The organism is Paenibacillus phyllosphaerae, assembly GCF_014192105.1.
GTDB classification, from domain to species: Bacteria; Bacillota; Bacilli; order Paenibacillales; family Paenibacillaceae; genus Paenibacillus_Z; species Paenibacillus_Z phyllosphaerae.
Genome location: NZ_JACHXK010000013.1, coordinates 174,692 through 194,379, shown reverse-complemented (window position 1 = coordinate 194,379; position 19,688 = coordinate 174,692). Strand labels below are relative to the sequence as shown.

Annotated in this window: 19 protein-coding genes and 1 tRNA gene; 8 read left to right on the top strand and 12 right to left on the bottom strand. The window is 56.7% G+C overall.

Going from position 1 to position 19,688, the window contains the following annotated elements:
- Positions 1-273: 273 nt before the first annotated feature.
- Together FHS18_RS23420 and FHS18_RS23415 are read right to left on the bottom strand one after the other, a co-directional pair.
- A complete protein-coding gene (locus tag FHS18_RS23420) occupies positions 274-1,770 on the bottom strand; it encodes a copper amine oxidase N-terminal domain-containing protein (protein WP_183602797.1) in 1,497 nt (498 codons plus the stop codon).
- A 17-nt stretch (positions 1,771-1,787) separates the two neighbouring features.
- On the bottom strand, positions 1,788-3,239 hold the full coding sequence (locus FHS18_RS23415) for an MBOAT family O-acyltransferase (protein WP_183602796.1): 1,452 nt from the start codon (positions 3,237-3,239) through the stop codon (positions 1,788-1,790).
- A 282-nt stretch (positions 3,240-3,521) separates the two neighbouring features.
- Here FHS18_RS23415 and FHS18_RS23410 point away from each other — a divergent pair.
- The 3 genes from FHS18_RS23410 to FHS18_RS23400 all read left to right on the top strand — a co-directional run bounded on the left by FHS18_RS23410 (position 3,522) and on the right by FHS18_RS23400 (position 5,290).
- Positions 3,522-3,596, top strand: a tRNA-Thr gene (locus FHS18_RS23410).
- A gap of 365 nt (positions 3,597-3,961) precedes the next feature.
- The gene (locus FHS18_RS23405) at positions 3,962-4,399 is read left to right on the top strand and encodes a hypothetical protein (RefSeq protein WP_183602795.1); all 438 of its coding nucleotides are present in this window, start codon (positions 3,962-3,964) and stop codon (positions 4,397-4,399) included.
- A 150-nt stretch (positions 4,400-4,549) separates the two neighbouring features.
- Positions 4,550-5,290 (top strand): hypothetical protein, encoded by a 741-nt coding sequence (locus tag FHS18_RS23400; protein WP_183602794.1) that lies wholly within the window; start codon positions 4,550-4,552, stop codon positions 5,288-5,290.
- 43 nt (positions 5,291-5,333) lie between these two features.
- Here the strand turns inward: FHS18_RS23400 and FHS18_RS23395 are convergent, their stop codons facing one another.
- Both FHS18_RS23395 and mscL read right to left on the bottom strand, forming a co-directional pair.
- The gene (locus tag FHS18_RS23395) at positions 5,334-5,996 is read right to left on the bottom strand and encodes an NUDIX hydrolase (protein WP_183602793.1); all 663 of its coding nucleotides are present in this window, start codon (positions 5,994-5,996) and stop codon (positions 5,334-5,336) included.
- A 4-nt stretch (positions 5,997-6,000) separates the two neighbouring features.
- On the bottom strand, positions 6,001-6,501 hold the full coding sequence (gene mscL, locus FHS18_RS23390) for a large conductance mechanosensitive channel protein MscL (protein ID WP_183602792.1): 501 nt from the start codon (positions 6,499-6,501) through the stop codon (positions 6,001-6,003).
- Between the two features lie 205 nt (positions 6,502-6,706).
- On the opposite strand from mscL, the gene FHS18_RS23385 reads away from it, so the two are divergent.
- The 4 genes from FHS18_RS23385 to FHS18_RS23370 all read left to right on the top strand — a co-directional run bounded on the left by FHS18_RS23385 (position 6,707) and on the right by FHS18_RS23370 (position 11,877).
- Positions 6,707-8,515 (top strand): ATP-binding protein, encoded by a 1,809-nt coding sequence (locus FHS18_RS23385; RefSeq protein WP_183602791.1) that lies wholly within the window; start codon positions 6,707-6,709, stop codon positions 8,513-8,515.
- Between the two features lie 153 nt (positions 8,516-8,668).
- On the top strand, positions 8,669-9,436 hold the full coding sequence (locus FHS18_RS23380; RefSeq protein WP_183602790.1) for a sporulation protein: 768 nt from the start codon (positions 8,669-8,671) through the stop codon (positions 9,434-9,436).
- 261 nt (positions 9,437-9,697) lie between these two features.
- On the top strand, positions 9,698-10,846 hold the full coding sequence (locus FHS18_RS23375; protein ID WP_183602789.1) for a DNA alkylation repair protein: 1,149 nt from the start codon (positions 9,698-9,700) through the stop codon (positions 10,844-10,846).
- Positions 10,843-11,877, top strand: coding sequence for an FUSC family protein (locus tag FHS18_RS23370; protein WP_183602788.1), 1,035 nt, complete (start codon positions 10,843-10,845; stop codon positions 11,875-11,877). Before FHS18_RS23375 ends, FHS18_RS23370 begins: the two co-directional genes overlap by 4 nt.
- A gap of 174 nt (positions 11,878-12,051) precedes the next feature.
- On the opposite strand, the gene FHS18_RS23365 is transcribed toward FHS18_RS23370, so the two are convergent.
- Positions 12,052-12,387, bottom strand: a complete 336-nt coding sequence (locus FHS18_RS23365) for a winged helix-turn-helix transcriptional regulator (protein WP_183602787.1) — start codon at positions 12,385-12,387, stop codon at positions 12,052-12,054.
- 151 nt (positions 12,388-12,538) lie between these two features.
- Here FHS18_RS23365 and FHS18_RS23360 point away from each other — a divergent pair, with 151 nt between their 5' ends.
- Positions 12,539-13,300, top strand: a complete 762-nt coding sequence (locus FHS18_RS23360) for a DODA-type extradiol aromatic ring-opening family dioxygenase (protein WP_183602786.1) — start codon at positions 12,539-12,541, stop codon at positions 13,298-13,300.
- 124 nt (positions 13,301-13,424) lie between these two features.
- On the opposite strand, the gene FHS18_RS23355 is transcribed toward FHS18_RS23360, so the two are convergent.
- The 7 genes from FHS18_RS23355 to ilvA form a co-directional block, all read right to left on the bottom strand.
- A complete protein-coding gene (locus tag FHS18_RS23355) occupies positions 13,425-13,715 on the bottom strand; it encodes a transposase (protein WP_183602785.1) in 291 nt (96 codons plus the stop codon).
- A 102-nt stretch (positions 13,716-13,817) separates the two neighbouring features.
- Complete coding sequence (locus tag FHS18_RS23350) at positions 13,818-13,961, bottom strand: hypothetical protein (protein ID WP_183602784.1); 144 nt, start codon at positions 13,959-13,961, stop codon at positions 13,818-13,820.
- A 142-nt stretch (positions 13,962-14,103) separates the two neighbouring features.
- Positions 14,104-14,457: a zinc ribbon domain-containing protein gene (locus tag FHS18_RS23345; RefSeq protein ID WP_183602783.1), complete on the bottom strand. Its 354-nt coding sequence runs from the start codon at positions 14,455-14,457 to the stop codon at positions 14,104-14,106.
- A gap of 15 nt (positions 14,458-14,472) precedes the next feature.
- Positions 14,473-15,084 (bottom strand): TVP38/TMEM64 family protein, encoded by a 612-nt coding sequence (locus FHS18_RS23340; RefSeq protein ID WP_343060644.1) that lies wholly within the window; start codon positions 15,082-15,084, stop codon positions 14,473-14,475.
- Positions 15,085-15,120: 36 nt separating this feature from the next.
- Positions 15,121-16,296, bottom strand: coding sequence for an MFS transporter (locus FHS18_RS23335; protein ID WP_183602782.1), 1,176 nt, complete (start codon positions 16,294-16,296; stop codon positions 15,121-15,123).
- A gap of 58 nt (positions 16,297-16,354) precedes the next feature.
- Complete coding sequence (locus FHS18_RS23330; RefSeq protein ID WP_183602781.1) at positions 16,355-17,530, bottom strand: MGDG synthase family glycosyltransferase; 1,176 nt, start codon at positions 17,528-17,530, stop codon at positions 16,355-16,357.
- Between the two features lie 646 nt (positions 17,531-18,176).
- Entirely contained in the window at positions 18,177-19,460 is a 1,284-nt protein-coding gene (ilvA, locus tag FHS18_RS23325; RefSeq protein WP_183602780.1) for a threonine ammonia-lyase IlvA, read from the bottom strand.
- Positions 19,461-19,688: the final 228 nt, after the last annotated feature.

The window sequence follows — 19,688 nt, the reverse complement described above, 5'->3', positions numbered from 1 at the left end:
TCTCCCGGCTACCACCATCGTAAGATGCCTATAAAAATAGGCCAACCAGAAAACTCTGGCTGACCTAATAATACGAAGGACACATCGAAGACGGCTGCGTAACAAGTACGCCCCTTTCGGGTATCCAAAGGGCCGAGCCCCTTGGGGTCCCCTCCTCAGGAGGGGATTTAGGGGAGGTGCCAGTCCTAAGGGCGCCAGCCCAACAAAAGAACCCCCTCCATTTGGAGGGGGCAGGGGGTGGAAAAGTTGGGTTATCCAAAAGGGCGATCAGCCCTATTTCTCCCCCAGCACGATTTTCATCGTCCCATCCACCGTCTCCGTCGATACGTTCCAACCTAGCGCTTCCGCGAAGGAAGCGAGCGGCACGATCGTCCGTGCGCCGCTAATTTCGATCTTGGCCGGGAGCGTGACGACGGTGCCGTCGAGCGCGGCTTGGTCGCTGCCGACGGTCGCAATCAGTTTATGGTTGCCGCGGCTTAACGTCATCGTCTTGGTGGCCGCGTCCCATGCCGATTCGGCGCCGAGCAGATCGGCCGCTTCTTTGTACGGCACGAACAGGTCGTTGTTCTCGCCGCGCATCTCTTTCTGCGAAAGGTTGACGAGCTCATCCGGCGCGGAAGCGAGCTGGACTTGTACGCGGAACAGATCGCCGGCAGCGTTCACAGCAGCTTCCTGCGCTTGCTCACGCAGCGTGGTGACGAACTGATCGACATTGCTTTCGGTTACGCGATATTTGGCATCGTCTGCCCCGATCGCCCGGGTAATCCACGTGTTCACATTGCCGTTATGATGCGATAGATCCTTATACAGATCCAGATTGAAGGTCCATTCGGCTTCCGTCTGGAAGTCGTAAATCTTCACGTTCGGATAGGCTTTCAGCTGATCGAACATCCACTTCTTCATCGTCAGCTGCTGCTCATAACGCTGCGTATTCAGGTCGCGCCATACGGCCTGACGCAAGATCGAATACGGCGGGTAATACAGATAGAACTCGGTCTCCGGGTGAGCCTTGATGACCGATTCGATATAGGCGGTGAAGTTCTGCTGCACGACCTCCAGCGGTTCTTCATTGGAGCCGAATCCGGCTTCCGCGGTGAGCGCCTGTTTGTATGTATTCATGGCGTACTTCTTGCCGTAGAGCACATAGTAGTTCCAGTTGTACAAGTATTCGAGGCCCATCATTTTCTTGAGCTTCTCGGTAGTGGTCGCCCGTTTGTAGAGCCCTTTGGCAAGCTCTTGATAAGGCGTCACATTGAACCAGTATTTGTAGTCGTTCCAGAAGGACTCATCGTACAGATAATGCGGGTAAGGTCCTTCGGCATCCAGATCGGCAGGCTTCAGCGCAAAATAATCGATCCCCCACAGCACCTGCTTCACTTGGCCGGTGCGGAGGGCGACTTGCGCGATATCATTCTGCTCTTCCGCATAGGAGCCGCGAATCGACAGCTTGATCGTATTCCCGCCGAGCTGCTCATTCACGAGGGAGGGCAGGAAATTCTCGGTCATCGAAGAGCCGAGGACGACCGTATCATACGTATAGTTCTTTGCTAAGCCCGGGTTCTGGTAACGCTGTTCATTCGAGTAGATCGGGTTATACCATGCTTTATGGTAGAACTGAAGCGGATCGACGACATACATGAACAGGATCGCGACGCCTGCGAAGAAAACGGAGCCGGCGGTGAAGCCGGCGAGCATGCGTTTGCTGGCACGTGCCGTAATTCGCTTGTGGCGGTGGCGCGTACGCTTCGGCAGTAGAAATTCCGGTGGCATGGAACTCGCCGCCTTTCTTAGAAGTTAAAGTAAAGGAACTCGCTGATCTGATTGAAGTAGAGCAGCGATACGATAAACAGGAACGCGATGATCAGGCCGATCAGCCAAGTCGGACGGAAGGTCTCCATCCGCTCCGAGGAGTTCTTCGCGAACAGCACGATCGGGAAGAAGATGACGAGCATCGCGATTGCCGGCAGCAGGGCGATGAAGCTGTCCTCGTCGAAGTCGAAGCCGGACAGCCCGAACATTCCTTTCAGAATGCGCATCGCCTGATCGATGCTGGTCGCGCGGAAGAATACCCACGCAATGACGACATAGACGAACGTGATGAGCCAAGCGATCGCCTGCGGCAGCTTGAAACCGATCAGCTTACAGAATTTGCCCCACAGCCGGTGGATGACTTGTCCGAAGCCGTGCAGGAAGCCCCAGAACAGGAATGTCCATCCTGCGCCATGCCATAACCCGCCGACGAGGAAGACGATCATCAGATTGGTCAGCATGCGCGCTTCTCCCTTGCGGTTGCCGCCCAGCGGGATATAGATATAGTCTCGCAGCCAGCGGCTAAGCGTCATGTGCCAACGCCGCCAGAAGTCCTGCAGGTTGAGCGCCTTATAAGGCGAGTTGAAGTTCTGCGGCAGCCTGATATTGAACAGCAGCGCGGCGCCGATCGCCATGTCGGTATAACCGCTGAAGTCGAAGTAGAGCTGGAATGTGTACGACAGCGCGGCCACCCATGTCGCCAGGAACTGCGTCGCGCTCGCGAAGCCGTCGCTTGCGTAATTGGCGAACGTATCGGCGATCACGACCTTTTTGAACAGGCCCATACCGAAGACGAAGATACCTAATGAAGCATTGCGCCAGTTCCACGCCTTGTTGCGCACCCGGTCGAATTGCGGCATCATCTCGCTGTGATGGAGAATCGGCCCTGCGATCAGATGCGGATAGAAGGTGACGAACAGCACGTAACTGACGATATTCGCTTCGCGCGCCTTCCGCTTGTAGGCATCGACGAGGAACGCGATCTGGGTGAACGTGAAGAAGCTGATGCCGAGCGGCAGGATAAGCTTCAGCAGCCCGAAATTCGTGCCGGCAACCTCATTCAGATTCGTCAGGAAGAAGTCGGCGTACTTATAGTAGATTAAGAGCAGCACGTTACAGATGACGGCAAAGGCAAGCAGTGCCCGTCGTTTGCCTCGTCCGCGTTCCTTCAAGTAATCGTTCGGGTCATCCGGATCCCCGCGGTAACGCGGCGCGGGACGCATCAATAATCGGCCCATCAAGTAGTTGAAGCCGATCGAGGCGAGAATGAGCGGAACGTACTTGACATCCCACCAGCCGTAGAAGAACAGTGACGACAAGGCCAGCCACATTTTGGCTAGTTCCGACAAGCGGAACCGGTTAAGCAGGAAATACACAATTACGGTTACGGGTAAAAACGCAAAAATAAAGACATAGGAATTAAACAGCATGTTGGGTCGGACACTCCTCACTATGTATGGCGGGATCAGTCAATGCGAACACTTTACACATCTTCCATGTCAGCAGCCCGCTGCGAAGACGGCAGAGGGTGCTTGGATCAGATATTGGGGGTGTTCTACCCGGGAAGTTAGCTTACGAACGAACGAATCAAGCGGGGCTTGGACAACAACAAGGAATGCCTACAGGGGAATTACATGCTTGACCAGGCGAACTTCCATAAGCTATATTATCTATTGTAACACAGCTGAGTCAGCTGCTTGTAGTTTTCCTGTGCTGGTGTAGCTCAGAGGTAGAGCAACGCACTCGTAATGCGTAGGTCGGGGGTTCAAGTCCCTTCACCAGCACCATTCCATTCACCAATAAGGCGTAGTTCTCGACCTTCGAGAGCTGCGCTTTTTTTAATTTCTCCGGAAAGAACGCGCTCCGCCATAAAAGACGGGGTTATCCGAGCGGTTTTGCCTTACGCATCCGCACCGAGCGACACAAGAGCGGCATATTCTACTGCTTGCACCAAAGTCAGACAAACTAAACGCGGATTGCACAAAAAGAATCTATATAATTGACGACTAAAAGTCAAATTTTGTTTCATAGATAGACATCATGCAGGAACGTATATGCAGAATGTACGTTTATCTCTCTGCTATTCGTCTATACCAATGCTACGTTCCCTTCATAGACTACAGTATGTTCGGTAGAGAGGAGGGAATAACGAATGTCTGCCAAGCTGAAAATTAAAAACGTACGTATGGCGCCTGTCAAAAAAGCAAAAACGAAGAGCAGATCGCAAGGCAGATCGGGCAACCGGTCGGGGCTGAACCCAGCCCGCGTGTCGGATTGCTGCGGTCATGGCCAACGTCAAGACAACGCTGTTCTCGGCATTCAGGAAGCAGGACGCGAGCTAGGAGAATTCTTCGGCAGTCTGGAGGATCCGGATACGGCGGCTAGACTGGTTCGTGCTATCCGCTGTAAACAAAAACGGGTGGTAGAGGACCTGCTCGGCCCGGATTGCCAGGTCGTTTGCTTCTTCAACCAAGGACGTTATTCATGTGTGCGCATTACATGCGTGTTCGGAACGTGCTGCGACGTTCGGATTACTTTCGACATTTGCGTATCCGGCGGTTCTTGCGGAATCAACTTCAGAGGGATATAAGCGTAAGAGAGAAAGCCCAAGGACTTCCCCGGGTTTTCTCTTTTTTGCTGTTCTTGGAACGGTATCTTGTCCGCCTTGGAATAACCGACCGCCGGGCAGCAGCATACAATAGGAAGAGCACGATAGGGTAGAAAAGGAGGTCCACAACCAATGTCGACGATTCCGAATTTCCCGGCGGCTCTTCTGGAAGAACATATGCACTGGCATCACGCCAACCATCACGATAACCCGTCCAATCTACCGCCTGGATATGGCGAGAAATTCCTAAGGTTCCATCGCGATTATATTAACCGGGCGCTTCAGTGGTACCATCAGGCCGGCTACGATCCGAGGCTGGTAGCCGCATGGCAAGAGGTGCCGGAGGCCATTCGCCGTTCTTCCTGCTATGACATCAACGCCGAGATGCGTCTGCGTTATTCTCCGCAGTCTTTCGCGACGCTCGATGAGTTGGGGCGTTTTGTTGAAGGAACGAATCTGCACGGCTGCATGCATCAGGAGGCAGCGAAGCTGTACCGCGATGACGATCTGAACGACTTCGACGTCGCTCCGCGAAGCACCATCTTCTACAACATTCACGGCTTAATCGATAACTGGTACCGGCAGTGGGAGCAAGCGATGGGGATAAGGGAAGAGGCGCAAAGCGAGGCTTCGGCCAATCCCCGGAGCAAGAGCGTGACAGGCACGATCAGCCGCACGGGCAAATGGAAGTCCAGGCCCGTCCGCCGCAAGCAAGCCGGCGTGAAGAGCCGTAAGTTGAAGCATCAGCGCACCAAGGGGACGGCTTCCGTCACCGCGAGCAAGAGCAGCGGCGCTCGCCGGGAGAAACCCGCCGTCAAGCAGAGGGCAACACGGAGTACCGCCTGGATTGCGCCGCGAGTACAGGTGCGTTAAGGAACGCAAAAAACTCCCGCAGACGAAGCTGCGGGAGAATGCGTTAGGCAAGATGGCCGAGCAGTTGGCGGAAGACGCCGGCATAGTAGTCGGCTGGCCGGGTGACGAATTGCTGGGCGGTAACCGTGACCGTCGCCTCGAGCAGCTTCCCGGTCGCCGGATCAAGCCGGACGCCATTGGCCGTCACTTGCGCGAGCCGGTCTTCGAATAAGCCGATCATGTCGTGCAATTCCGCCTCGTAGACGCCGGAGACCTCATCGGCCTGCAGGCGCAGCGCGTGAAGCTCGCCTTCATAACGATGGCCGTATACTTGGCTGATCTCCCGGTCGATGAACGGGACGCCTTGGGCGGTGCCGGGCATCTCTTTGCGGGCTTCGCCGAGCGGCAGGAGCGCAGCGAAATCGCAGCGGATACCGAGCTCCTCCTCGAGTTCGCGGGATGCTTCCTCGTACGTTTCGCCGGCCGCCAGATGGCCCGCGGCGGTAATATCGAAGTAGAGCGGGAACGTATCCTTGTCCGCATGACGCTGCTGGAACAGCACGAGCAGCCGCCCCTCCTGCGTACGGCGGGCTACCCAGCAATGAATGGAACGATGCCAGAGCCCTTTCGCATGCACCTCGCTGCGTGCGGCGGTACCGAGCCATTGGCCGGCCTCGTCATAAATGTCGAAATGCTCTTCCGGCTTCGCGGCGCGATCGCTTGCCATGCGATTAGCTCACCACGCTTCCTTCGGGACCCAGCTTGTCCCCTGCCGCCAGATGCGAGGTGCAGTATTTGCAGCGCGTGGCGAGCACCGGCACATGGGACAAGCAGTGCGGGCATTCCTTCTCGGTCGGAGCAGTCGGAGCCGCTTCCACTTCCTTGGCGTTCAGACGGCGAAGGGCGTTGGCGCCTTTGACGATCATGAAGACGCAGAAGGCAACGATGGTAAAGTCGAGGATGACATTGATGAAATTGCCGTAAGCAATGACCGGGATGCCGCCGCTCTGAGCCGCTTGAAGCGATTCCGGATGGACACCCGGCTTGAGCGAAATGAACAGATCCTTGAAGTTCATGCCGCCCAGCAGCACGCCGATCGGCGGCATAATAATATCGTTAACGACGGAGGTGACGATCTTGCCGAACGCGCCGCCGATGATGACGCCGACCGCCAGATCAAGCACATTCCCCTTCACCGCGAATTCCCTGAATTCCTTCAATACTTTCCACATAAATCTTGACTCCTCTCGAGACTTGTTCGATGACTCATTATAACTTCTGGGCAATCGCGCTGCATTAAAATTACCGAAATGAGTCGAAAGTCGTAGTCCCCCGAACTTATGGCAGATTTTTGGAGAACGAAAGAGGAATAACCATAAAACTGTCGAATTTTACCTCAAATAACTATAATAATCAATCAATTGGGGATTGAATTCAATGACGCAGCTAATCAGTTCGGATCAATGGATGTTTCCTCTCATGGCGCTAGCCATCAATATGCTCGCTTCTTTCACCATGTGCCATATGCTCGGCCATACCCGCTTGTCGCGTCCGCTGCGGCGCTACTGGCTGCTTAGCAGCGCGTTCGTCTATGGGCTGGGCCTATGGGTGTCGCAGCTGATTATGCTGTTCGCGACCGATACGATGCTGCTGATGGACTGGTCTTCGGTGGCGAAGCTGCTCGCGATGGTGACGGCGTATTTTGCGCTGCGCTCGCTTCGGACCATGCAGCCGCTGTTCGTCCGTCTGCTTATCAGCGGGCTGCTCATCACGCTAGGGCACGTAGTATTGAACTATGGCTCGCTGCTCAGCTCTCAGGTGGTCTCCTATAAGTTGGAGCACGGCATGGCCTGGATCGGCGTTGCGCTAAGCTTTATCGGCGTCATTGTCGGCTTCGGTTTGTTCGAACGCCATCGCGGCGCCCATCCGATGCTGTCCGGATTCATCCTTGGGCTGCTCGGCTTCCTGGCGCAATACTTCAGCATCGAATCGATAACGGCGAATTACAGCTTCGTGCTGACCACCGACAAGCTCAGCGACTACACGCGGCTGCTTGTCGTCTTCCTCGGTGTCGCAACCTCGCTTATATTTGCCTTCAGTCTGCTGGCCCATGTGGTCGATCAGCGCTTCAGCATGATGAACGAACGTTACCGGCTGCTGGTCGAGAATTCGATCGATATGATCGCGATGATCCGCGAAGACCGCTGGGAGTACGTGAACCGTTCCGGCCTTGCCATGTTCGAGGCGAAGAGCGACCAGGATTTGCTGGACCAATCGATCTATCATTATTTGCATCCCAAATGCCATGAGACGATGCGAACCTTGCTGCAGCGCGTCGAGAAGAACCGCTATCTGCGTCCGGTCGAGATGGAATGGTATACGGTCAAAGGCCGTCCGTTCTTCACCGAGGTGGTGCAGACGCGGACCCGGTTCGCCGGCAAGCCCGCCTATCAGGTGATCATCCGGGACATCTCGGAGCGGAAGAAGAACGAGGAGCTGCTCATCAACTCCGAGAAGCTCTATGTCGCCGGCCAGCTTGCGGCAGGCATCGCCCATGAGATCCGCAACCCGCTGACCTCGCTCAAAGGTTTCCTGCAGCTGATCGCATCCGGGAGACAGGGCACCAAGAACTATTTTGACATTATGAAATCGGAGCTTACCCGTATCGAGTCGATTGTCAGCGAGCTGCTCATGTTATCCAAGCCTCAAGTATATGAATATTCCTATAAGGATATCCGTACCGTCATGCGCGATACGATCATGCTGCTCGAGGCGCAGGCGCTGCTGCACAGCATTGAGCTGGAGGCGGAGTTCGGCGAGGACCCGCTCTGGGTACACGGAGTGGAGGACCAGCTGAAGCAGGTATTCATCAACGTGCTCAAGAACGCGATCGAAGTGATGATCGACGGCGGCAAAATCCTCGTGAGCGGCGTGCGCGAAGACGACCAGGTGGTCGTGCGCATCCAGGACTTCGGCCCGGGCATCCCTCAAGAGACGATGGCCAAGATCGGCCAGCCGTTCTACACGACGAAGGATAAAGGCACCGGCCTCGGTCTCATGGTCAGCTATAAAATCGTCGACAACCATCAAGGGCGCGTCGACGTGCAGACCAAGATCGGCAGAGGGACGACCTTCGCCATTATCCTCCCCTACATGGTTCCGCCGGGGAACGAGAATGGAGAGGAAAGCCATGCGGCGCCTCAAGTTTCGCCAACGCTGCTTCATCTGAACAAGAGTGGCGAATGATGGACATTCTAATAAGCAACGATAGGGCGAAACCGATGCGGCGTCTGCTGCGTACGAAACGAGGGTAAATACACGAACACAGCATCGCGTTACGCACGGATGGTTCAGCCTGCCTTGAAGCGGCAGGCCATATATGGAGAGGAGAGGGTATGAATGTTCAACCGTTTTTTGGCGAGTATCGGAATTGGGGCGGCGACGATCGACACTTTGCTGGAGAAGACGCGCTACATGCCGGGCGAAGAGGTGCGCGGCGTCGTGAAGATCAAGGGCGGCAACGTGGAGCAGAATATTGATACGATCGAGATTGCGGTCATGACGGAATACGTGAAGGAAAGCAACGACCACAAACATAACGTATCCGCTGCGCTGGCGCGTTACCATGTCAGCAGCCCGTTCACGCTGAGGGCCGGCGAGCACAAAGAAGTGCCGTTCTCCTTCGACCTTCCGCTTGAGACGCCGTTGTCCGTCGGCCGCACGCCGGTATGGGTACGGACCGAGCTTGCGATTCGCGGCGCGGTAGACCCGGGCGACAACGACCGGATCGAGGTTGCGGCGACGCCGCAAATGGCGACGGTGCTCGAAGCGGTCGAGCTGTGCGGATTCCGTCTGTACAAGGCGGATTGCGAATATGCCTCACGGATCGGCGGCCGTTTCCCGTTCGTGCAGGAATTCGAGTTCAAGCCGACCGGCAGCTTCCGCGGCCGTCTGGATGAGCTGGAGGTCATCTTCTACAACCGCGGCAGCGAGCTCGAGATTGTGCTGCAGATCGACCGCCGCGCAAGAGGTCTCGCGAGCCTGTTCGCCGAGGCGATGGATATGGACGAATCGTTCGTGCGTCTCCGCTTTACGAACGGCGAACTTGCGGCAGGACCGCATGCGATCGCCCGTCAGCTCGAGAACGTCATTGCCCGCTACGCGTAACGCCTGCGTAACGCCCGCGTGAAGCACATGCCCCGAATCCTTATGCGCAAGCGAGGATTCGGGGCTTTTTTGTGCGTTACGGAGCTGCTGCTGGCGGTATATACGGTTTAGCGGCCTGGCGGGGCCGTTTACATGGAAGAAAGGAGCTTGGCCGTATCGGCTCATGGGGGACCGAGCAGGGCTTAGGGGACCGCTCTTGCCGTACAGGATGCGCGCGTGCGGGGCGATCGGCTATAATAGCGGAAGGAGGCGATCAGCACTATGGCCGAGCCATTGAAATTGATGTACAACGAGCCGTTTTTGAGGCATTTTGCAGGGATCGTCCATTCGGCGTGGACGCCCTTCGACCGCGAACGTTTCGTGCAGCTGGTGACGGAGGACGATTGGGAGCGGCTAGAGCTCAAGGCAAGGATTCGGAGGATTACTCTCTCGCTAGGACAGCTGCTGCCTGCAGCTTATCCGGAGGCGATTGCGATATTGCAAGCGATCCAGCAACAATGCACCGGGTTTCCGTATTTGTTCTTCCCCGATTACGTCGAGGTGTACGGAATGGACGACTGGGAGCTGTCGATGACGGCGCTCGCGCAATTCACCCGCGGCTCCAGCGCCGAGTTCGCCATTCGGCCGTTCATCGCGGCCCGCACCGAAGAGACGATGGCGCGGATGCTCGAGTGGGCGGGACACGAGGATGAGCATGTCCGCAGGCTGGCCAGCGAAGGTTGCCGTCCGCGACTGCCGTGGGCGTCGGCGCTGCCGGCCTTCAAGAAGGACCCGGCTCCCATTCTGCCGATACTGGAGCGATTGAAGGCAGACCCTTCGCTCTATGTCCGCAAGAGCGTCGCGAACAATCTGAATGACATCGCCAAGGACCATCCGGCTTTGGTATTGGAGATAGCGGCCGGCTGGAAAGGGACGGACGAACGGACGGATTGGATCATCCGGCATGGCTGCCGCACGCTGATCAAGCAGGCGGATGCGCAAGTGATGGCGCTATTCGGCTACGCGGACGGCGAAGGCGGCGTGCGCGTCCAGTCCGCGTTGATCGAGGCGCTGCCCGAGCGGGCGGCCATCGGCGAAGAGACCGAGATCCGCTATGCGGCCGTCGTGCGGGGAGACGCAGATTCCGGCATGGAGGGGCAGGCGGACGAGAACATCTACAAACTGCGCCTCGAGCTTGGGGTGGATTATGTGAAGGCAAACGGGACGCCGTCGCGCAAGAAATTCCTGCTGAAGGAAGCGAAGGCGAAAGCAGGCACGCGGCTGAACGGCACGAAGCGCCTTAGTTGGGCGGATCTGTCGACCCGCAAGCATTACCCCGGCATACATAAGCTTGTGCTGCTCGTGAACGGACAGGAGGCAGCATCCACGACGCTGCTGCTGACGCCGGAAGCGGAAGGAGCGGCCCCATGACGATAGGAGCGCGCGTATTAAAGACAGGGCTGGCCGTCGCGCTAGCCATCTACCTCAGCGAGCTGCTCGGCTTCGCGTCGCCGATTCTATCGGCCATCGCGGCGATCTCGATTCAACCGTCGATCTCGCGTTCGTGGGAGAATATTACCGATCAGCTGCAGACGAACGTGCTTGGCGCGGCGATAGCGCTTGCGGCGATCAAGCTGTTCGGTCAGACGCCGATATCGGTTGGACTCGTATGTATCATCGTTATTCTCATCTGTCTACGGCTCAGAATGGATAGTTCGATCAGCCTTACGCTCGTCACCGTCGTCGCGGTTATGGAAGCCGACGGGGAAGGCTGGCTGGTGGCGCTCGAGCGTTTCTACATGGTACTCGCGGGCATGGGAGCGGCCTTCGCCGTCAATCTGCTCGTATTTCCGCCGAGGCCGAGGAAGCAATTCACCGAGCAAGTGCACGAAGCATTCGGGGAGCTGTCGCTCCTCCTTCGGATGGCGATCTCCGACGAGTTGAAGGAAGACGTTCACCGCAAGGAGAAAGAGAAGCTGGTCGGCACGCTGCGCAAGTTGGAGGAGCGGTATAAGCTGTTCGAGGATGAGCGATCGCTGCTGCCAAGCCGCAGGCAGGCAAGAGCGAGGCAGCTGCTCGTCTCCAAGCAGCTGATCAAAGCGCTTCAGCAGGGAGCGGATTTGCTCGACGTGGTGGAGGAACATTATTTCTCCGCGCCGGAGGCCAGCAAATGGGCGAAGCAATTCGATGAGCAGATCGAAGATCTGACCAAATACCATGAGCAGATACTGCTGAAGCTCGAGGGCAAGCTGAAGATCAAAGCGTCGTTCGAGCCGGAGGAGGAGCGGGAAGCGCGTCTGGCCATGCAGCTGACCGATTATTTGATCCAGGATCCCGATGAGCGCAAGCGGCTCATCTTCGTCGGCTCGGCGATCTTCGAATACGCCTACCATCTGCGTCGGCTGGAGAAGCTGGCCGATCAGGTGATGGTGCGCGAAGCCGAGGAAGCGGCCGAGGCGTAACAACCGTCAATCGCATGTTGATTGGTGCGGCGGAGATACCTAGCAGACAGCAGAAGACAGCAGAAGACCCTTCTGATCCATTCATGGTTCAGAAGGGTCTCTTTGTTGTAATAGAAGAACGGTCTAAGCAGCAGCTGATAGACGCTTCTGTTCCATTGGAAGGCAAGCACGCGCTTAGGCGTTCTCCTGCAGGTCGGCATCGTCCAGCGTGACCCATTCGTGGGACCAATGCTCGAGCTCCTTGAACAGCGGTCCGAGCGCGCAACCTTTGGTGGTGAGCGAATATTCGATCCTCACCGGCGTCTCCGGATACACTTCGCGGTGGACGATTCCTTCCTGCTCCAGTTCTTTCAGCCGTTCGGAGAGCAGTCTGCCGCTGATCGGCATGGCGGCTTCCAATTGGCTGAACCGTTTCGGTCCGTCCAGCAGCTGGTGAATGATCAAGCCCGTCCATCGTTTGCTGATCAGCTGCATGGCTTTATCGAATTTCGGACATATTGCATCATGCATGGGCATCACCTCGTTCACCATCTATTATAACGCTTTATCACGATGATTGATAGCTGCTAAATAAAAATTAGTAACTTGACATTAATAAATTTCTTTCGTAAACTAACTTACATAAAGTAACTGATAGGCGAGATAATGAGGAGGCACCAAGATGATCCCTTCTTTGTTCCTGGCGCACGGTTCGCCGATGCTCGCCATTGAAGAGACGGAATATGCCGCATTCCTGGGGCAACTGGGCAAACGATATCAACCGAAGGCGATCGTAGTCTTCACGGCGCACTGGGAGACGGAGCCGCTGGCGATGACCTATACGGATGACGAATATGAGACGATCTATGATTTCGGGGGCTTCCCGGATGAACTTTATCAGATTAAATATCGGGCCAAAGGGTCGAAAACCATCGCGGAGAAGCTCGAGGCGCGCTTCCAACAGCAAGGCATTCCGGTCGTGCGCGACAGTTCCCGGGGGCTAGATCACGGGACGTGGACGCTGCTGCATCGCATGTATCCGGCGGCCGATATTCCGCTCGTGCAACTGTCGGTGAATCCGTATCGTTCCCCGGAGGATCACTATAAGATCGGCGAAGCGCTGCACGGGCTGGGCGAAGAGGATATCATGATCATCGGCAGCGGCGTTACGGTGCACAATCTGCGCATCATCAAATGGGGCCAGAAAGAAGCGGAGCCTTGGGCGGTTCAATTCGACGATTGGCTGCTAGCGCAGATGGCAGACGGCGAGCTGGACGCGTTGTTCCATTATGAGCAGCATGCGCCCCATGCGAGAATGGCCGTGCCGCGTGCCGAGCATTTCGTGCCGCTGTATATCGCCATGGGCAGCGGAAGCGCGAAGCCAGAGGTCATCTATCGAGGATATGATATGGGGACGCTTAGTTATTTGTCCCTGCAATTTTAAGGCGATTGAAGATTCATTCCATTGAACGTTCACGATGCGAATTAACTCGCAGCTATGGAAAAAGCGTCCTGCAGCAGCGAATCTGGCGACAACCAGATCCGCTTCCTTGCAGGACGCTTTTGTGTTATTTGTCGCCGCTGTCCAAATGGGTGCGCGGTCCGCTAAGGTTAGCGTTCTTCGAGCCTTGGTCGTCGCTTTTCGGTACAAGGCGGGAATCCGTCTTACCCTCGTGATGGTTGCCGAAGTCGAGTTCGACCAGCTCCCACTCCGTCGTGCCAAGCATCGCATTGGGCGGGAACGTATCGCCGCGCTGCAGCTTCTGCTCGCGTCCCCACTCATCCTTATAGACGCCTTCAACCTCTACGTGCTCGCCCGACATCGGCTGCATCTCGAAATGGCGTTTTTTATCGCTCATGCCTGCTATTCCTCCCTTTACATGCAATCGCTATGAATGTACTTGGAACAGGTCACAGATTAGTCCGGGGTTCGTCGTTAGCATGCCCCTAAGAGGTGGCGCTTATAAGCCATGCTTGCGCACAGCTGCGCTGTCGGCCTCGGATTGCAGCTCGCTAGCCTTTGTTTTGCCTTGACCGGAACGGTCGGCCTCGGATTGGGCTTGGCTCGCGCGCAGCTGCTTCTCGGATGGATGTTCGCCTGACATATTGCATGCCTCCTTCGTGTAGTGAACAATCGAATGCGTAGCTTTTTCAGTGTGCGCACAATGAAGCAAACTATACGAAAGGAGGCCAGCGGAAGGCTTGAGTAAGGGAACCGGGGGAGTAAGGCGGATGAACGGACCGGCTTCATTGCAGCCGAAGTCCGCAGGAGGGGCAATCGACATCGCGTTCGGTGACGTGATGGGCGCATGCGGGGCAAGGCTCCGTGAACGCTTCACGGCTTGCCGATACGCTGGCCGCGGCCGTCTCGCTCTCTGCCGTCTTCGCCGCATCGGGGCGCAGATGGGCCGGCGTGCCGAACAGCGTCTCGACGAATTCCCGCAGCTCCTTATGCTTATCCGAATCGCTGGTCGACAGGCGGATGATCATGAACATCGCGGCGACGATCCCGCATCCGATCAGCAGCGCGATGCCCGTCGCTAGCCCGCTCATCCAGCTCATGAGCGGGAGCATGCCGATACCGTCTTGCGCGCGCAGCATGGGGACTCCTCCTCGCTATTTGAGCTTATAATGAGATTCGAGCTTCTTGCCGCCGAACCACATGACGAACACGAGCACGACGGCCAGGACGGCGCGCCATGGCTCCTCCGCCAGATCGGCAATATCGAAGCTGAGCACGGATACGCCGAAGATCATGACGGCTTTGCCGAGCAGAATGGCCAGAACAAAGGAACGGAAAGGCACATTGCCGATGCCGGAGACGATATTAATCAGTGCGGAAGGCGAGAACGGGAAGCAGGCGAAAAGGAAAATCGGCGTGAACCCGCGATGCTCCACCCAGTCGAAGAACTTCTCGAGCTTCGGGAAGCGGCGCTGCAGCCAGGGACGGAAGCGTCTGCCGATCTTGCGGGCCAGCAGGAAGACGATAATCGACCCGACGCTGACGCCTAGCCAGGAATAGAGCGAGCCTAGCCATAGGCCATAAATATTCGCGTTCGCCGCCACGAACACAAGCAGCGGCAGAATGGGCAGGAAGGATTCCGCCATCGTAAGCGCAATCCCCGGCAGAGGCCCTAGTACGGAGAAGCTCTCCAACGTTTGCTGGAGCTCATCCAGATCCATCTGTTTAATTTCGTGAATCCATTGATCCAATTGCGTCATTTGCATGGGTAATCTCCTTAGCCGTTCAAAGCGGATGAGCCTCTACGACGATTGAAAGTCGCGAAACGGAAACCAGATATAGAAGAAGCCAATCAATCCGTACAGGATAGCGCTGTATAGCACGACGCTCGGTTCGCCGAACGAAGCGGCCATTACGCCGCCGATGACGGGGCCGATCATGCCGCCGATTCCTTCCACGGTCGAGAAGATTCCCCATCCAAGCCCTGCTTGCTGCGGCGGAACGTAATTGGCGAGCAATGCGTTCCAGGCGGGCAGCAGGGCGGAATAGGAGAGACCGAGCAGGCCGGCGAGCAGCATGCTGAGCACGAGCGGCGGCTCCATGGCGATCATGTACAGCGATAAGCCGATAAAAATAAAGCCGATGACAAGGAACCATTTCTTCCCGCCGAGCTTGTCTGACAGTTTGCCGAATGGCATCAGCGCGGCACCCGTACACACCCCGCCTGCAAGCAGGAGCAGGGAGTATTGCGCGCCGGACATGCCGAGGTGATTCTCTGCGAAGCTGGGCAGGATGGGCACGAGCATGCCCGCGCCGGCCGTCTGCAGAATCATGCCGGGGAGCAGCAGCTTCATATGGCGCAGCCGCTCGCCCAGTATGGCAAATTGCTGCCGAAGCGGGATCGCGGCTACGCTCGAATTCCGTTTATTGCTGATGAACAACGACATGAGCCAGCATAGCAGCGATAGCCCTAGCAGCAGATAGTAGCATGCTTCAATATTGTGATCGACAATGACGTTACATATAATCGGTCCGATGCCAAGTCCGGCCAGCCAGATCGTATAGAGATAGCCCATCTGCGTAGCCCGCTGACCCTCGGTCACCTTCGTCAGGCAGACGATCCAGATCGGCGAGATGCCCACCCCGTAGAGCGCTGCGGCCGCGATAAACAGCCAGGGGGAATAAGCGAATTGCAGCAAGGCAATCCCCGCGAGCGATGCAAGCAGACCTGTATGTACGACGAACCGGACGGAGAAGCGGTCGAGCAGATAACCGATGCCCATCTTAAGCGCGGTATCGGTCAAATAATGCGCCGTAATGGCAATGCCGATGACGTCGAAATTAAGTCCTAGCGTCTTCTGGCCGAATACAGGCAGGAAGCTGACAAGCGCGGCACCGCGCACGAATTCAACAACGAATAGAATGACCGAGAAATAGACGATCTCCGGTCCGAACCAACGCCTAGTGATGCGATTCACTCCCTTAACTTCACCCGGGTGCGTGCCATCCTTCGAAAAGGGCGGTTCTCCTGCTGTTCTATAGACGCGATGTATGCCACGTGGAAGCTGCTCTTTCCATTATATGCAAGCCTGCCAAAAAGTCTAATGCGATCGTTTTGGCCGCATGGCGATGCTGAAGCAAGACAACGGCCTGCTTCCTCGTCTTTAAACGTAGCGGGTCCCGAATGAGTTTCATAATTTCATCCGCCAGTTCAGGGGCGGTATGGGTCATGACAGCTGCGCCTTTGCGCTGCAAATATTCCGCGTTATTGCGTTCCTGGCCGGGGACGGGGCGGTGCGTAAACAAGGGCAGTCCGCACATGAGTCCTTCAGCCAAGGTGACCCCGCCGGGTTTGGTAACGAGGCAAGCGGACAGCGCCATCAGCTCGTGCACCTGTTCGACGTATCCGAAGATCTTCAGGCGCGCCGCTTCGGGATGAACGCTGAATCGTTCGCGCAGTTCTACTTCGAGCTGAGCGCTGCGGCCGCATACGAAAGCAATCTGCACATTCGGCTGCATCAGCAGATAGGCGCACAGCTCGGCGCTGTCCGACATCATGCCTTGCGCGCCGGCCATAATGAGCACGATCGGCGTCCCGGGGGCAAAACCGTATTGGGCCCGCAGCGCCGGAGTGACGGTCACCGCGCCGAAGCCTTGGCGGAGCGGAATTCCGCTGACGCATATGCGGGCCGGCGCGATGCCGTGCGCAATCAGTTCGCTGCGCATATCGGCCGTCGGCACGTAATAGCGGTCAATATCCGGGTGCACCCAGCGCCCGTGCAGGTCGAAGTCGGTTACGACCGTATAGGTCGGGATCGACAAGCCGATCTTGCGCTTCAGCGCAGGCATCGCGAGCAGCGGGAACGTGTGGAACACGGCGTCCGGCTTCTCCTGCTGCAATAGCCGGGCAAGCTTGGCGCGTCCGAACGAATGCAGCCAGTTGGCGAACAGCGAGTCATGCTGCATATGGCGCGTGGTGTTGTAAATCCAGCCATAGAGGCCGGGCAGCAAGGTGAAGCTCTTGGCATAGATGCTTTTGGTCATCGTATTGAGCCACGGATGGGCCTCCGCAAGCAGATCCACGAGCAGAATCTGTTCGATCCCCTGTTCCCTCAGCGAAGCGGTTAACGCACGGGCGGCCTGCCAATGGCCATCCCCGAAAGATGCGTAGAGCACGAGTACCTTCGGCTTTCGAACTTGACGGAAATCCATATGCTACACCTCCTGTGCGCAAGTGTAGCGGGTGATTGTCATGCCAAGATGAACGCGGCGTGAAACCATTGTGAGGGTAAGGGGGGCTCCCCTTAACGAGCTTGTTCAAATCTTATTCAAAACCAAATCAAATCTAATTCCAATTTCAATTCAAATCCTATTCTCTTGTTTAACCTTTGGAGCGGTTAATATACCTTTTTACTACCTCCCCTAAATCCCCTCCTGAGGAGGGGACCCCAAGGGCCACGGCCCAGCTTATGCTTCCGAAGTGAGTTTTCCGTCCGGAAAACTCTGAGGACACCCGTAATCGGCGTGATTCGTTACGCGGCCGTCTTCGATGAGTCCTTTCGTGCGTGGACCGCTTTTGTCCTAGCTTAGTGTTGTATGCCTTCCGGGCATCCAATATGCCGCTAGGACAAAGCTCTGATTCGAGCTTCGTATATTACTTTGGTGCCTTGGGGAGGAGACCTGATTGGTTCGCACGCATGAACATCCAGCCTGCTGACCTTCGCTTGAAGTCCACTTCGTGGACACGCTTTACGTGGGTGAGGGGCGGTGAACTTCACCGCCAACAACAAAACGCCCCGCTGCGCGGGGCGTTAATGATTAGACCTATGAATGATTAAGAGGGTAAACCATTAACCCATTAAATCAGCAAATTAAACAGCAGCGGGTCCTTGTTTAGTTCATGGAACTGGTAGCCTTTGGCGTGCATGCGGGCGACGAGCGGTTCGTAGTCTTCGCGGTGCTTGAGCTCGATGCCGACGAGGGCCGGGCCGTTGTCCTTGTTATGCTTCTTCGTATACTCGAAGCGGGCGATGTCGTCGTCCGGGCCGAGCACTTCGTCGAGGAATTCGCGCAAGGCGCCGGCGCGCTGCGGGAAGTTGACCATGAAGTAATGCTTCAATCCTTCATAGACGAGCGAGCGCTCCTTGATCTCCTGCATCCGGTCGACGTCGTTGTTGCCGCCGGAGATGACGCATACCACCGTCTTGCCGGCGATGTGCTCGCGGTACAGATCGAGCGCCGCGACGGTCAGGGCGCCTGCCGGCTCCACGACGATCGCGTTCTCGTTGTACAGGTCGAGCAGGGCGGTACACGCTTTGCCTTCCGGCACGACGATGATGTCGTCGAGCAGTTCTTGGCACATGCGGAAGGTCAGGTCGCCGACGCGTTTGACAGCGGCGCCATCGACGAATTTATCGATCGTATCGAGCGGCGTTACGTGGCCGGCCGCGATCGACGCCTTCATGGAAGGCGCGCCCTCCGGCTCGACGCCGATCACTTTCGTATTCGGCGAGACGGCCTTCACATAGGCGGCCACGCCTGCCGCCAAGCCGCCGCCGCCGATCGTGACGAACACATAGTCCGGCATCGATTCGACCGCTTCCATGATCTCTTTGCCGATCGTGCCGTTGCCGGCGATGATCTTCGGATCGTCGAACGGATGGACGAACGCCATATCGAAGCGTTCGCTCGCCTCGATCGCTTTGGCATACGCGTCGTCGAACGTATCGCCCGTCAGGATGATCTCGACATCCGGCCCGCCGAAGAAGGCGACTTGATTGACCTTCTGCCGCGGCGTCGTGCTTGGCATGTAGATTTTGCCCGGGATGCCGAGCGCCTGGCACGAGTAAGCGACGCCTTGCGCGTGATTGCCTGCGCTCGCGCAGACGACGCCGCGCTGAAGCCGTTCGGCCGGAAGGGATTTCATCAAGTGATAGGCGCCGCGTAATTTGAACGAACGCACGACCTGCAGATCCTCCCGTTTCAGCAATACCTTGCAATCGTATCTGGCCGACAGCACGCGATTGTGCTGCAGCGGCGTACGGATGACCGCGTCCTTGACATGAATTTGCGCCTGCGCGATTTCGGCCATGCCGATGCGGATTTCTTCCACCGTTGATCCTTGCTGAAGCTCGTTCTCCATCTTCCTTCGCCTGCTTTCTTCTTCAATATAACGAATCGATAAGTTGCGCAATCGGTCACGAAGCCGGATCGTTCCAGCCCAGTGCCGCCTTGATTGTCGGTTGAAAAATAAAAAAAATCCCGCCCCTGTACAGGGACGAGATGAACTCGCGTTACCACCCTAATTTCACCTGCCCGCCCGCCATAGGCGTGGAGAGCTATCGGTGAACGCCGTATTCCCAATCTTACG